General features: G+C 33.9%; 13 protein-coding genes and 2 pseudogenes. 1 reads left to right on the forward strand and 14 read right to left on the reverse strand.

What is annotated here, in order from left to right; all coding sequences use genetic code 11:
• Nucleotides 1-5 precede the first annotated feature (5 nt).
• Nucleotides 6-1,640 (forward strand): adenine deaminase, encoded by a 1,635-nt coding sequence (gene ade, locus EAG08_RS04500; RefSeq protein WP_129534417.1) that lies wholly within the window; start codon nucleotides 6-8, stop codon nucleotides 1,638-1,640.
• 11 nt (nucleotides 1,641-1,651) lie between these two features.
• Here ade and EAG08_RS04505 read toward each other — a convergent pair whose 3' ends face one another.
• From EAG08_RS04505 to EAG08_RS21855, 14 genes and pseudogenes are all read right to left on the reverse strand, one after another.
• On the reverse strand, nucleotides 1,652-2,443 hold the full coding sequence (locus EAG08_RS04505) for a patatin-like phospholipase family protein (protein WP_129534418.1): 792 nt from the start codon (nucleotides 2,441-2,443) through the stop codon (nucleotides 1,652-1,654).
• 142 nt (nucleotides 2,444-2,585) lie between these two features.
• Entirely contained in the window at nucleotides 2,586-3,200 is a 615-nt protein-coding gene (locus tag EAG08_RS04510) for a PH domain-containing protein (protein ID WP_129534419.1), read from the reverse strand.
• A 139-nt stretch (nucleotides 3,201-3,339) separates the two neighbouring features.
• Nucleotides 3,340-4,728, reverse strand: a complete 1,389-nt coding sequence (gene lpdA / locus EAG08_RS04515; RefSeq protein ID WP_129534420.1) for a dihydrolipoyl dehydrogenase — start codon at nucleotides 4,726-4,728, stop codon at nucleotides 3,340-3,342.
• A gap of 178 nt (nucleotides 4,729-4,906) precedes the next feature.
• The gene (locus EAG08_RS04520) at nucleotides 4,907-5,170 is read right to left on the reverse strand and encodes a hypothetical protein (protein ID WP_129534421.1); all 264 of its coding nucleotides are present in this window, start codon (nucleotides 5,168-5,170) and stop codon (nucleotides 4,907-4,909) included.
• Nucleotides 5,171-5,279: 109 nt separating this feature from the next.
• Complete coding sequence (locus EAG08_RS21840; protein ID WP_410493351.1) at nucleotides 5,280-6,662, reverse strand: glycoside hydrolase family 3 C-terminal domain-containing protein; 1,383 nt, start codon at nucleotides 6,660-6,662, stop codon at nucleotides 5,280-5,282.
• 234 nt (nucleotides 6,663-6,896) lie between these two features.
• Nucleotides 6,897-7,936 (reverse strand): annotated as a pseudogene (locus tag EAG08_RS21845) (glycoside hydrolase family 3 protein); the annotation flags it as partial.
• Nucleotides 7,936-9,375 carry an alpha-L-fucosidase gene (locus tag EAG08_RS04530; RefSeq protein WP_129534422.1) on the reverse strand — a complete coding sequence of 480 codons (1,440 nt, stop codon included), beginning with the start codon at nucleotides 9,373-9,375 and terminating at the stop codon, nucleotides 7,936-7,938. The pseudogene EAG08_RS21845 and the gene EAG08_RS04530, both read right to left, overlap by 1 nt.
• Before the next feature lie 225 nt (nucleotides 9,376-9,600).
• Nucleotides 9,601-10,305, reverse strand: a complete 705-nt coding sequence (locus tag EAG08_RS04535) for a YqjF family protein (protein WP_129534423.1) — start codon at nucleotides 10,303-10,305, stop codon at nucleotides 9,601-9,603.
• Nucleotides 10,302-10,751: an SRPBCC family protein gene (locus EAG08_RS04540; RefSeq protein ID WP_129534424.1), complete on the reverse strand. Its 450-nt coding sequence runs from the start codon at nucleotides 10,749-10,751 to the stop codon at nucleotides 10,302-10,304. Before EAG08_RS04540 ends, EAG08_RS04535 begins: the two co-directional genes overlap by 4 nt.
• Nucleotide 10,752: 1 nt before the next feature.
• Entirely contained in the window at nucleotides 10,753-11,535 is a 783-nt protein-coding gene (locus EAG08_RS04545; RefSeq protein WP_129534425.1) for a fatty acid desaturase, read from the reverse strand.
• A 132-nt stretch (nucleotides 11,536-11,667) separates the two neighbouring features.
• Nucleotides 11,668-12,062: pseudogene (locus EAG08_RS04550) on the reverse strand (hypothetical protein).
• Nucleotides 12,063-12,068: 6 nt separating this feature from the next.
• A complete protein-coding gene (locus EAG08_RS04555; protein WP_129534426.1) occupies nucleotides 12,069-12,413 on the reverse strand; it encodes a hypothetical protein in 345 nt (114 codons plus the stop codon).
• Nucleotides 12,414-12,937: 524 nt separating this feature from the next.
• Nucleotides 12,938-13,177 carry a hypothetical protein gene (locus EAG08_RS21850; protein WP_228446769.1) on the reverse strand — a complete coding sequence of 80 codons (240 nt, stop codon included), beginning with the start codon at nucleotides 13,175-13,177 and terminating at the stop codon, nucleotides 12,938-12,940.
• A 38-nt stretch (nucleotides 13,178-13,215) separates the two neighbouring features.
• Complete coding sequence (locus EAG08_RS21855; RefSeq protein ID WP_228446770.1) at nucleotides 13,216-13,440, reverse strand: GbsR/MarR family transcriptional regulator; 225 nt, start codon at nucleotides 13,438-13,440, stop codon at nucleotides 13,216-13,218.
• Between the last annotated feature and the right edge of the window lie 104 nt (nucleotides 13,441-13,544).

Here is a 13,544-nt window from a genome sequence, read left to right on the forward strand (position 1 = left end):
ACAGAATGGAATTTACAATCAAAGCAAATTTAATTGATATCATCTCAAGAGAAACTTATCCCGCAGAAGTATCTATTTTTAATAAGAAAATTGCATCAATAAAGAGAATTGAAGAAACTTTAGACACTTATATTTTACCAGGCTTCATCGACGCGCACGTTCATATAGAAAGCAGCATGCTTGTACCCTCAGAATTTGCCCGAATTGCCGTAAAACACGGAACAGTAGGAACGATTTCTGATCCGCACGAAATAGCCAATGTTTTGGGCGTTAAAGGGGTAGATTATATGATTGAAAATGCTCAGCAGGTTCCTTTTCATTTTTATTTTGGAGCTCCGTCCTGCGTGCCGGCAACCCAGTTTGAAACTGCAGGCGCTGTAATTGATTCTAATGATATTGACCAACTCTTAAGAAGAACAGAAATTGTCTATTTAGCTGAAATGATGAATTTCCCTGGCGTTATTTATAATGATGAAGAGGTTTTAAAGAAAATAGCTTTTGCTAAAAAACATGGCAAACCCATCGATGGTCATGCTCCGGGATTAATGGGAGAAGGAATGAAAACCTATTTCGATGCCGGAATAACGACAGATCACGAATGTTTTGGTCACACCGAAGCTCTTGAAAAGCTGAAACACGGGGTGAAAATAATGATCAGAGAAGGAAGTGCTGCGAAAAATTTCGACACATTAATTCCATTGTTAAAAGATTTTCCGGAACAGATCATGTTCTGTTGTGATGACAAACATCCTGATAATTTGATTGAATCCCACATCAATGATCATGTAAAACGTGCTTTGAAAGCCGGCCATGACTTATACGATGTCCTTCGTGCGGCTTCTTTTAATGTCATAAAACACTATAATTTAACCATTGGTTTATTACAGGTTGGTGACAATGCAGATTTTATAGAAATTGATAATACTGAAGATTTTAATATTTTAAAAACTTACATCAACGGTGAGTTGGTTGCAGAGAACGGGACATCATTTATTCAATCTGTTGAAGCTCCCGTTGTGAATAATTTTAACTGTAATGTAAAACAACCTTCCGATTTTAAAATTAAAAGTGAAAGCGATACCATTCGTGTGATTGAAGCTCTAGATGGACAATTAATCACGCACGAAATTCAGGCTGAAACGTTAGTGATTGACGGATATGCAGAATCAAATACCGAAGAAGATATTCTAAAAATTGCTGTAGTCAACCGATATAACGATGCTCCCGTTGCCACAGCTTTTATTAAAAATATTGGTTTAAAAAACGGAGCCATCGCATCTTGCGTTGCGCATGACTGCCATAATATCGTTGTCGTTGGTACAAATGACGATGATATTTGTAAAGCTGTGAACGCCATCATCAAAGCAAAAGGCGGCATTTCTTTAGCCACAGAAACAGAAGAACTAGTTTTAGAATTACCCATTGCTGGAATTATGACCAATCTTCCAGCCGAAGAAGTTGCTGAATTGTATATTAAATTAGATGAACGTGCAAAAGAGCTTGGAAGCAAATTACGAGCACCTTACATGAGCTTGTCTTTCATGGCACTTTTGGTTATTCCTGAACTCAAACTGAGCGATAAGGGCTTGTTTAATGGTAAAAGCTTTGAGTTTACGGATGTTTTTGTGAAAGATAAATAGAATTTTATTTTCTAATTTTTTATTTTGCTAAAGAAATCGTTTTCAATAAAACTGTTTTTGGCAGCTTCATAACCGATGTTGTAAATTTGTTCGAGACGGTCTTTTTTCCGTTCAAAATTCCCGAAAGCGGAAAGATCTTTTGAAGAAATCAACCAATCACAGTATTCAAATTTTACTTTTTCAACTCTGTATGAAAATAAATCGAACGAACGTGAAACAATTGATTTAATGGTTTTAAGATCACTGATTTTAATATCATGCGGTGGCGAAACAAATACACCAATCAATTTATCACAGTCGTTTCTGATGATATCAGCAGGGAAATTATTGAGAACTCCCCCGTCGCAATACATTTCTTCACCCAAAATATAAGGTGTTGTAATTCCGGGAATTGAGCAGGAAGCAATCATTGCATCTATGACTTTGAAATCTTTATCAAATATTTTTTCGGTTCCGGACACCAATTCAGTGGCAACAATTCTTACTTCTTTATCCAAATCACCGATTTTCATATCCTGAAAAATAGGTTTGAGATAATTGGCAAAAATAATAGATGAAACCAGTCCCGGCTGATTAAAGGTAAAATGCTTCCAGTTGAAAAAGTAGATGGATTGAAAGAAATCTAAAATCTCTTCAGGCTTTTTTCCAATGGCGTAAAGACAACCCACAATTGAACCTGCACTGCAACACGAGAGAATGTCGACATCGATATTTTTTTCGCTTAAAAATTTCAAAACTCCCGCATGCGCAATACCTTTAGTACCGCCACCCGATAAAACCAAACCCGTTTTCCCAAAATTCATTGAATAAATTTAATGAAAACTCTCTGGAAAAACAGAAATAATGGTATTAAATATTATGCGATACTAATAATTTTTATCGCATGTAAAAAGAAAAACCACAGACAAAATCTGTGGTTTAATTTTATAATTTAGAATTGAAAATCTAATTATTAATATATTTTTCAAAAATTCTTGAGAAATCTTTTTGATTATATCTGTCGAAACTATTGGTGTTCCATGCGAAAATATATTCGTTGATAGCCTTTAATTCCTGGCTTTTTGATACATTTTCCTGTTTTCCGGAAGCAACACTTCCAATAGCTTTCTGGATGCTGTCATTAGAAAAATTCAACAAAGAATGATTATGGTGAACTTCCTGCTGAATTGCCAAAAGTGCTTTATACAAATCTTTCAACTGATCAACCTGACCTTTTGCCACGCTGATCATCAAAGGAACATTTCCAATATTAAATGAAATTTCGACATCCAGATCAATCGTTCCTGCAGTCTGCAAAACTACGTTCGAGAAAGGAAATTGATAGTATTCATATCTTCTCAGAATTCTTTTTCTGTCAAGCGCACTTGCTCCATCGATGTGAATCAAGGCTCTATTGGTAAAGCAATATTCATCTCTTTTAGATTTAATCAAAAAGAAAATCTTCTCATTATCTTCAGATAAAATATAATCGTCAGAGTCTACTTTGTCATAATCCTGAGACGGAATGATTTTCCCAATATCCCCCAATCCTAAAGCTTCAGCAGCTAATTTTTTAAACATAATTTATTTTAATTTGTAGTTTATTTAGTAAATAAAATTAATAAAATAAGTGAGATAAAAAACAAAAACCACAGAAAAAATCTGTGGTTTTGATATTGTTAAACTTTGTCAAAGACTTACATCTCTGAAAAAGTGAAAATTAAATATGAATCACTTCGCCGTAAGCAGCAGCAGCAGCTTCCATAATAGCTTCAGAAACCGTTGGATGCGGGTGAATAGATTTAATGATTTCATGACCTGTAGTTTCTAGTTTTCTTGCTACAACAGCTTCAGCAACCATATCGGTAACGCCTTCACCAATCATGTGACAACCTAACCATTCGCCATATTTAGCATCGAAAATTACTTTGATGAAACCGTCTGTATTTCCGTTTGCAGTCGCTTTTCCACTTGCAGAAAGAGGGAATTTACCCACTTTGATTTCGTAACCTTTTTCTTTAGCTTGTTTCTCTGTAAGACCAACAGAAGCAACTTCTGGGTGACAGTAAGTACATCCAGGAATATTGCCATAGTCGATTTTCTCAACGTGCAATCCTTTGATTTTTTCTACACAAGTAATCCCTTCAGCAGAAGCAACGTGCGCCAAAGCCTGAGTCGGGATAATATCTCCGATTGCGTAGTAGCCAGGAACTGAAGTTTCGTACCATTCGTTTACCAAAACTCGTCCTTTATCAGTTTGGATGCCCACTTCTTCAAGACCGATGTTCTCGATATTTGCAGCGATTCCGACAGCAGATAACAAGATATCAGCTTCAAGAGTGATGTTTCCTTTTTCTGTTTTTACAGTCGCTACTACACCGTTTCCGCTTGTGTCTACGCTTTCAACAGAAGCGTTGGTCATAATTTCGATACCTGTCTTTTTCAAAGATTTCTCTAAGTGTTTTGAGATTTCTTCATCTTCCACAGGAACGATGTTTGGTAAGAATTCAACAACAGTTACTTTCGTACCCATTGTGTTATAGAAGTCAGCAAACTCTACTCCTATTGCTCCAGAACCTACAACGATCATAGATTTTGGCTGCTCAGGAAGAGATAATGCCTGTCTGTATCCGATTACTTTTTTACCATCTTGTGGCAAGTTTGGTAATTCTCTAGAACGAGCTCCTGTAGCCAGGATAATGTTTGTTCCTGAATATTCAGTTACTTTACCTTCTTTATCTGTTACGGAAACTTTTTTACCTTTTTGCACTTTTGCAGTTCCTAAAATAACATCAATTTTGTTCTTTTTCATCAAGAACTCAATTCCTTTGCTCATTTTAGACGCTACTCCACGACTTCTCTGGATTACATTTGGAAACTCAAAACTAGCTTCCACTTTATTTAAACCATAATCTTCAGCATGATTAATATAATGAAAAACCTGAGCCGATTTTAACAAAGCTTTCGTTGGAATACAACCCCAGTTAAGGCAAATTCCTCCTAAATTTTCTTTCTCGATAATTGCGGTTTTAAAACCCAATTGTGCTGCTCTGATTGCTGTAACATATCCACCAGGACCACTACCGATGACAATAATATCGTAATTCATTAGCTTAAAATTTTTATGCGAATTTACGGAAAAATATTGGATGTTTTGCGTTTCAGCAGATGGATATGACCAAGGTTCATAAAAGTTTTTATGATTTTATTTTTACAACAAAAAAGAGAACACTTTTTCGCATTCTCTTTTATATTTTTAAAACTATTTTAATGATAACTGCTTTTAGTTATCTCGCAGATCTCAACAGCTTCTTTTCATTCTGATACCTAAGATTCAAAGCTCTCAACTGTTCGTTTTTCATCTTTTTTGTAGCAACAGGATGATTCATAATCATTTTTTTTTCTGTTCTGTATCTTTTATCCAATTCATTTGCTTTGCTGTTTGCTAATTGGGTTTTTGACGGATGTGGTGGTGCAGGTGGACGTTTCTGTCCGTAAGCATTGAATGATAATCCTAATAACAAAACTGTTGATATCAATAACTTTTTCATAACATTTATTTTTTTGAATGATTTTAATGAATGAATAATTATCAATTAAATTCATTCAGATTTTAAGTAAATATTACACATATCATACCAATATTTTCTGCTCTATATTTTACTGAACTTCAATATTTTGTTTTAAAGGAAGGTTTTTTGAAGAATTCCCAACCATGATTCTGTAAGTACCTTTTTCTACGATCCAATTCATTTTTTCGTCTAAAAACTGTAATTCTTTCACAAGAACTTCAATCGTAATTTGCTTTGATTCTCCCGGTTTTAACTGTACTTTTTGAAAACCTTTCAACTCAAGAATCGGTCTTGAAACCGAAGCCAGTAAATCTTTTACATATAATTGAACGACTTCACTTCCCGCTTTCGAACCTGTATTTTTAACTTGAATTTTAGCGACAATCGTTTCATTTTCAGAATATTTTGTTTTATTTAATTGTAAATCAGAGATTTCAAAAGTAGTATAACTCAATCCAAAACCAAACGGATACAATGGCTCACCACTCAAATCGTAATAATCATTTCCGCGCCCTGTCGGATGATGATTGTACGTCAAAGGCAACTGACCTTCCTCAATCGGAAACGTAATCGGCAATTTCCCAGAAGGATTTTCTGCTCCGAAAAGCACTTTTGCCACCGCATTTCCGCCTTCTTCTCCGGGATACCAAACATCTAAAATGGCTCCGACTTTATCTTTCCAATTCGTAGTTTTTATTGCAGAACCACCCACCAAAACAACTGTTGTCGGTTTATTTAATTTTGAAACTTCGTGAATAAATTGTTCCTGATTTCCGGGCAGACTCAATGAAGAACGATCTTGAAATTCACCTTCATGAATTCCCGCTGTGACGATGATGTAATCTGCATTTTGGACTTGTTTTAAAGCATCATTAAAGTCTTTTTGATAATTATTTAAACCATAGTTCCAGATCAATTCGATGTTTGCTTCTCCTCTATTTTCATGAAACTCAATGACAATATCAGACTTTTGACCTTTCACAAAATCTACATCAACTGTTTTAGTTGAATAACTCAATTTTTCCCAATTGTCGATTAATAATTTTCCGTTTAAATACAATCTGAAACCGTCATTTCCGCGCAATCCCAATTGATATTTTCCAGAATTCGGGGCTTTCAATTTTCCTGTCCAGCGAACGCTGTAATTGTCTGGCTGCAGTTTTTCAGGATTTGGAGAATATAAAGTCCATTTGAAATTCAACTTTTCGTCTTGTTTTTCAAACGCAGGATTTCCTTTTAAATCAGAATTTGAAAAGTAATTTCCTTTCAATCCTTTTTGATTTTCTGAAGATAAAAACTCAGTCGGAACGGTTATAAAGTTCTTCAAATTCCAGTCAATTCCTTTTGAATAATTGACTTCAATATTTTTATTTTTAGTTAAATTTTTAATTCCATCCAAAATACTCACTTTCTTATTTCCTGGTCCGGAATAACCTCCTAATCTTGCATCAACAGCATCTATTCCAACCACTAAAATCTTTTTAATATTTTCCGAAATCGGAAGTGTCTGATTATTATTTTGGAGCAAAACAAAAGATTCAATGGCTGTTTTTTCCGCTAATGGTTTGTAATTTAATTTCTTTAACTCTTCAATATCTTTATTGGAAACGTAGGGATTTTCAAACAAGCCTAATTCAAATTTTGCTCTTAAAACCCTTGCAACCGCATCATCAATTCTTTCCTGTGAAATTCTTCCATCCAAAAATGGTGGAATAAACAATTTATAATGTTGATATTCTGTCTGGAAAATCACGTCAAGACCTGCATTGATCGCCTGTGCAGAAGCATCGTCATAATCTTTTGCTGTAAAATGGAGAACATTTGCACCACCCACCGCACTTGCGTCACTAATGACGAAACCTTTGAAATTCCAGTCTTTTTTAATTTTTCGGTCAATAACCAATGATTTGCTGTTGAAGGTCTTCCATCCAACAAATTATAAGAAGTCATGACCGAACGACTTTTCCCCTGATTAAAGGCTTTTTGAAAAGGAATTAAATGTGTTTCCTCCAAATATCTTTTACTCCAATGAATTGGATATGAGTCTCTTCCCCCTTCCCCAACATTCGCTAAAAAGTGTTTTGTAGTGGTAATAATTCCCTGATTTTCAAATGAACTGACAAAATTTACCCCCATCACGGAAGTCAAAAACGGATCTTCACCATATGTTTCCTCCGTTCTACCCCATCGAACGTCGCTCGCCAAATTCACAACCGGTGTCAGAATCTGACGGATTCCCCGCAATCGTGATTCTTTGGCAATTGCTGTCGAAACTTCTTTCATCAACTCAGGATTGAAAGTCGCTGACAAGCCAATTGCCTGAGGAAAAGCCGTCGCACCTTCTCGCATTAATCCATGCAAGGCCTCATCAAAAGGGATAATCGGGATTCCCAATCGGGATTCTTCAACGAAATATTTCTGAATCGCATTGATCTTTTTAGCTAATCTTTCTGCATCTTCGTTTGCATTATATTTCAATATTTGTCCGGCAGCTCCACCGCCTTGATTTCCTGCGCTCACCTGCAATCCGAAGATGCCGTGAGAATATTGACCTTTCGGAACGTTATCTAAATCTCCGGGAATCATGAAACACTGCCAGAATTTTTCTTCAGGTGTCATTCTATTCAGCAAATCCTGAACTCTGGCTTCTACAGGATGTTTTGGATCTTTATATAAAGGTTTTTGGGCAGAAATGAAAATAGAACTCAATAATGAAATTCCAATTAATTTTAATCTAAACTTCATTATTGCATTATTTGAATTACAGTTGAATATTTTAATTGAGCTCTTTCTTTTGGCAAATTAATTTCAATTGAATTTTCTGTTTTTTTCCATTGAATTTTTGAGGAAATTCCTAAGATTTTTAATGATTTTGGTTTAAAGCTTTCAGGAATTGAAAAACTTAAAGTTAAAGGAGCTTGATAATTTATTTTTTCATCGATGTGAAAAATATTAACTGTCCTTCCATCTTTACTTTGTGTATAATAAAAATTCCCGTCATGATAAGGTTCTACAGCTCTTGTTGCAAAAACAGCGGACTGATTTTTATCCATCCAGGTTGAGATTTCCTTTAATCTTTGATAAACAATTGCATCATAATCTCCGTTGGGTCCGGGAGCAATATTCATCAGGTAATTTCCACCTCTCGAAATGATTTTAACTAACGTTTCAATGATTTTCTGAGATGATTTGTAATTGTCATTTGGAACGTACGAAAACGAATCTCCCATCGTTATGCAGCTTTCCCAAGGAACCGAAAGCGCCTTTTCAGGAACAGCTTGTTCGGGTGTCACATAATTTTCCCATTTACCGGGAACGGTGCGGTCTACAACGATAATTCCGGGTTGGTTTTTACGAGCCATCGTTCCGATTCTATCCATATCAATATCCTGTTCGACCTTGATTGTTCTCTGCCATTCCACTTTTTGATCGATTGTGTTGAATGGGCGAACCCAACCTCCGTCTAACCAAAGAATATCAATTTTACCATAGTTTGAAGTGATTTCATTTAACTGATTAAATGTGAAATTTTTGAAATTGTTCCATCTTTCAGGATGTTTTTTTGGATCATAATTCACATTTCGGTCTTTTGGCGGAAAATACGACCACCAATAATCATCAGAATGCCAATCGGGTTTTGAAAAATAAGCTCCGATTTTGAAGCCATCTTTTCGGAATGTACTGAAAATTTCTTTCGTCACATCCGCTTTCGGATTTTTGGAAAAAGGTGTTTTTGAAGAAGTAATCTTATAATCAGACTGTTGCGTATGAAACATGGTAAAACCGTCGTGATGCTTTGTTGTGAACACCACATATTTCATTCCTGCTTTTTTTGCAGCATCTGCCCATTTTTGTGGGTTAAATTGAGTCGGATTGAAAGTCGTCTGAAGATTTTCATAGTTTTTCACATATTCATTGTAAGATTTCCCGTGTTCGGGTTTACGCTGCGTCCATGATTCATCTTCCGGACATAAGCTCCAACTTTCGACAATTCCCCATTGACTGTAGGTTCCCCAATGCATAAACAATCCGAATTTTAAATCTTGCCAGTTTTCAAGATTTTGAATAACCAATGGATCAGTCGGTTTTTGATAGCCTTCCGAAACGTTGTGAGCCTGTGAAAATAGGGATGATGAGATGAATAGTGATGAAAGAAAAAAGGTTTTAGTTTTTTTACTTAACATAAAGTTTAGTTTTTGCTAATTTAAACTTTAACAACAAAAGGCACAAAAGTTTTTTAGTTACTGGGAATTTTTGAGTTTGTCTATTGGTGACAACGTTCTTTTAACACATAAGTCACATGGGTTTTAAGTTTACAGCTTTGAAAATATTTTACAGCATATGAGTTTTTGAAAATCTAAGATTTTCATTCTGGAAAATTAACTTCAATACTTTTTACTTAGCTCTTTCTAAACTAAATACTTTTTAGTCCTCACCTCAATTTCAGAGCCTTCTGCAAGCATGACTGAAATTGGTTTCTGATTGTTTAAAAATTCAAAATCTTTTCCGTAAATTTTACTAAAATCAATTTCCAGATGATGACTTTTAACGACATACCAATACCATTGCGGATGACAGACTTCATATTCAGAAGTTTTGTTTCCTTTTTTGGTGAAGCCCCAATAATGTTCAGTGATAAATTCAAATTCTGATTCATTTTCCATCGGCAAAGCTAAATTTTCGGCAGTAATTTCCATAAAATACCAATTTTTATCTTTCCAAGAATATTTAACTGATATTTCCTTATCATCCTGCTTTAGGCTATTTTTCATCGGCATTGTTTTGTAATTTTCTTTGTAGATGGAATTGGCTACAAAACTCAAAGCAGCCTTCGGAACAATTTCTTTGATAAAAACGACTCCTCTTTTCCAAGTGTTTCCTTCTTTTTTCTTTACATAAAATCTCAAATTAACTTCTTCAAAATTTCTATGAAAAGGAATCGGAAGTCCTAATAATTTTGTATTGAGAAACATAAATCCGACTAAGCTTACATAACATTTCCCTTGATAAAAATCGAGTTCTGTGCCTTTTGGAAGATATTTAATTAAGATTTGAGGATCAATTTCGTAATTGATAATAGCTAATTTTCGCCATTCGGCTTTAAGGAAATTCATCTTTGTGCTGTGTTTTTAATTATTTTATTTCTTTCTAACAAGAAGTTTTTCATATAATTTTTAAGAAAAAATATGTTGAAAAGTTTTCCGATAATTCCGAAAGGAGATTCAAATTCTAAAATATCGGTCATTATTGTGTTTTTACCTTCTTGTTTAAAAATATGCTGATGTTTAAACGATTTAAATCTTCCTTTCAACATAACATCCGTGAATTTATTTGGCTTTTCCATCTCAATAATTTTTGAAGTATGAGTTTGGTAAAATCCCAAATGCTTTGCTCTCCAAGTTACGGTTTCTCCCAATTCAATTAATCCTGATGTTTTTCCTGCAATTGCTTTTTCGCCAGTTTTAAAAGTTGATTTTTGGTGTAAATCGATATCTCTTGACAAATCGAAAACTGTGTTAATATCGGCTTTGATGATTGTTGTTAAATAAATCTTTGACATCTTAAAATGTTTGTTTTTTATTAAAGTCCGGCAGAACTTTATCAATTCTTTCTGCAAGTTCGGGTAATTTAATGGTTGGAACTGCGGGAAATAGGTGATGTTCCATGTGATAAAACATGATGAATGTCAATTTATTCTTCCAAAATCCGCGTTGGGTTCTTGCGATTTCAGGATGATCGTGGGTATCATGATGCACCGTCCAAACCGCAAAAAATGCCATTAAAAGTTCTCCAAAAAACATAATTGAAATGTGATAAATCAAAAAATTAATTTTAAAATAAAAAGCAATGAAAACAAAAACTGAGATTGAAATTAGTTCCAAAAACATATTTCGCTTATATTTTTTATTTGCTAATTTAAATGTTATCCAGTGAATTAAAAACATATGCTTTGGCCCGTAGAAAATAGCTTCGTACCATTTCATCGAAGCAGATTTCCCTTCGTAATCTTCTTCTGAAAGACAAAATTTATGATGTCTGATATGATTGAATTTCACCGCATGAATTGAGGCCATCATTGACACACTATTGAGATACATTGATAACCAAGTGAGAAATTTCCCTGTTCCCAACGAGTTGTGAAAACCGTTGTGAACCTGTCTGAGCGCCGTCAAAAAATAGAATCCTGAAAACGGAAGTGCAGCCCAACAATATCCTTTATAAGCCAAAAACAAGGAAATAAAAAGCCATGGCACACTGATATTATTTTCAATCAACATTTCTTTGACGGAAAGTTTTTTAAGGTCTTTCCATTCTACTTTTTTTGTTAATTCAAGGTGATTCATTTTTTTAGTTTTATAATTGTTCTCTTAGTATTACAATTTAAAATGTTATTCTTTTCGTTTTTCCTCCGAAATAAAAGATGAGAACTAAATGAATGATCAGGTTTTTCATAATATTTAATTTAAAAATTACAATTAAGTAGTTTCTTCATTCTGGATTTTATCTTTATTCATCGCATGTTTTCTACCTTTCAGGAAAAGCAGTAAGTTCAAAAGCATCATTACTCCCAAGTAAATTGAAAATCCTCCGATTTTTTTGCTTAAAGCAACGACAAGTCTTTCAACAGTTTCTATTTGAAAAAATTCAATAATACAAAGGGCAAACCCGATGTTTAAAAGATAGAACCCAATTTTAAAGAGTGAGTTGGTCGCCATTGCAATATCTTCTTTCTGATGAAAATATCAATCATAAATGTTTTTGAATTTTTAAACAGAAATTGTGAAACCAGCACAGTGAGCGTGATGACGATTGGTAAGTAGATCATGTACGCTGAAAAGTTGTACGTTTGGGCAAGAATTGTTGCTGTCATGATAGTCTATTTTATTGTTAATTTTTTTCTTAAAACATAAATTGTGAACATATTGATAAAATGTAATGCACAGAGAATTAAAACGATGGTTCCGATGCGGGTGGAAACAGTATACAATAGTTCTTCGATACTCGAAATTTTGCCCCAAAAGCTTAAACTTATTGAAATATAACCCAGATTGACGAGGTAGTAACTTCCCAGAAGAATTCTGTTGACGGTGAGGCAAAAATCTTTGTCTTTCATCAAATATTCCAAATACAATTTCCCTGAATTGAAGCACCTTCTGCCCACATCAACCGTGATGTACGAAGTAATGGCGAGGAAAATGATATATGAAATAATATTAAACATTTTATAATTATTATATTTTCAATAATTTTTGAAACTTCGTAAGAAATAAAAAAGAGTTTTTATCTTTTCTATTCCTACTTATATTTTTTATGATGTAAAATCCGTAAACCAAATAATAAATATTGAAAAGTATTCCTCCCGCCCCCATAAAATACATTGCAAAATCAACATTAGAATTGATACTGAGACAAGATATAGCATACAATGAAATGAAAAACAAGATTACTCCGAAGAAGTAATATCGGTGAAATTTACTAGCTACTGTACTTATTCTAATCAAAAAACCTAAGAGATTGGAGACACCAATAAAAAAGAGTGCGATAAAAAGTCTGATGCCTGATCATGTTTACTATAATCTGCGAGAATGTAAAAAAAACTTCCTAAACTTAAAATTGTTTGGAAAATCACTTCTACTTTTAAAATATTTAGTTTCATGGCTTCTATTTTTAGTTATTATATTTTACTATACTTTCAATAATTTTTGAAACTTCAATTGAAATAAAAAAGGAGTTTTGAAATCCTTTCTATTTTAACAAGTTGGTAATCTTACCGACCAACCAATGGTCGTCACTTTTTATAGCGAGATCCATAATATTGTTAATCTTTCCTGTCACAGAACTGAAATCTTCCATCAGTTTAATAAATTCTTTTGCTCCTTCAGAATCTTTATCTTCAATATTTTTAAGTTCTTCAAGGAAAGAGATTACCGGTTCTATTTCTCTCTTTCTTCTCTCTTTCGTTATTTGTTTAAACAGATACCACACATCTTTTTCTGCTACGAAATATTCTTTACGGTCGCCTTTTACAAATTCTTTTTTACAATTCCCCAGTCAATCAATGCCCTAAGATTCATGTTGGCATTTCCTCTGGAAACTTCCAGCAAATCCATTACCTCATCGGTTGATAAAGGTCTTCCTTCTGCTAAAAGTAATGCGTGAACCTGCGCCATCGTCCGGTTGATTCCCCAATTAGTCGCAAAGGTTCCCCAAGTTTGGATGTATTTTTCTTTAGCTTCTGAAAGTTGCATTTTCGTTTTGTTTAAATTTCTATTACAAATATAATGATAGTTTTTGAATTTTCAATAATTATTGAAAGTTTATTTTTAAAAATATTTTAACCAAAAAGATAGCG

The organism is Chryseobacterium sp. 3008163 (assembly GCF_003669035.1).
Taxonomy (GTDB): Bacteria; Bacteroidota; Bacteroidia; order Flavobacteriales; family Weeksellaceae; genus Chryseobacterium.

Excerpts from the sequence above, each read along its gene's own strand:
- ade (WP_129534417.1), top strand. The coding sequence starts at position 6 with ATGGAATTTACAATCAAAGCAAATTTAATTGATATCATCTCAAGAGAA.
- EAG08_RS04505 (WP_129534418.1), bottom strand. The coding sequence starts at position 2,443 with ATGAATTTTGGGAAAACGGGTTTGGTTTTATCGGGTGGCGGTACTAAA.
- EAG08_RS04510 (WP_129534419.1), bottom strand. The coding sequence starts at position 3,200 with ATGTTTAAAAAATTAGCTGCTGAAGCTTTAGGATTGGGGGATATTGGG.
- lpdA (WP_129534420.1), bottom strand. The coding sequence starts at position 4,728 with ATGAATTACGATATTATTGTCATCGGTAGTGGTCCTGGTGGATATGTT.
- EAG08_RS04520 (WP_129534421.1), bottom strand. The coding sequence starts at position 5,170 with ATGAAAAAGTTATTGATATCAACAGTTTTGTTATTAGGATTATCATTC.
- EAG08_RS04530 (WP_129534422.1), bottom strand. The coding sequence starts at position 9,375 with ATGTTAAGTAAAAAAACTAAAACCTTTTTTCTTTCATCACTATTCATC.
- EAG08_RS04535 (WP_129534423.1), bottom strand. The coding sequence starts at position 10,305 with ATGAATTTCCTTAAAGCCGAATGGCGAAAATTAGCTATTATCAATTAC.
- EAG08_RS04540 (WP_129534424.1), bottom strand. The coding sequence starts at position 10,751 with ATGTCAAAGATTTATTTAACAACAATCATCAAAGCCGATATTAACACA.
- EAG08_RS04545 (WP_129534425.1), bottom strand. The coding sequence starts at position 11,535 with ATGAATCACCTTGAATTAACAAAAAAAGTAGAATGGAAAGACCTTAAA.
- EAG08_RS04555 (WP_129534426.1), bottom strand. The coding sequence starts at position 12,413 with ATGTTTAATATTATTTCATATATCATTTTCCTCGCCATTACTTCGTAC.
- EAG08_RS21855 (WP_228446770.1), bottom strand. The coding sequence starts at position 13,440 with ATGCAACTTTCAGAAGCTAAAGAAAAATACATCCAAACTTGGGGAACC.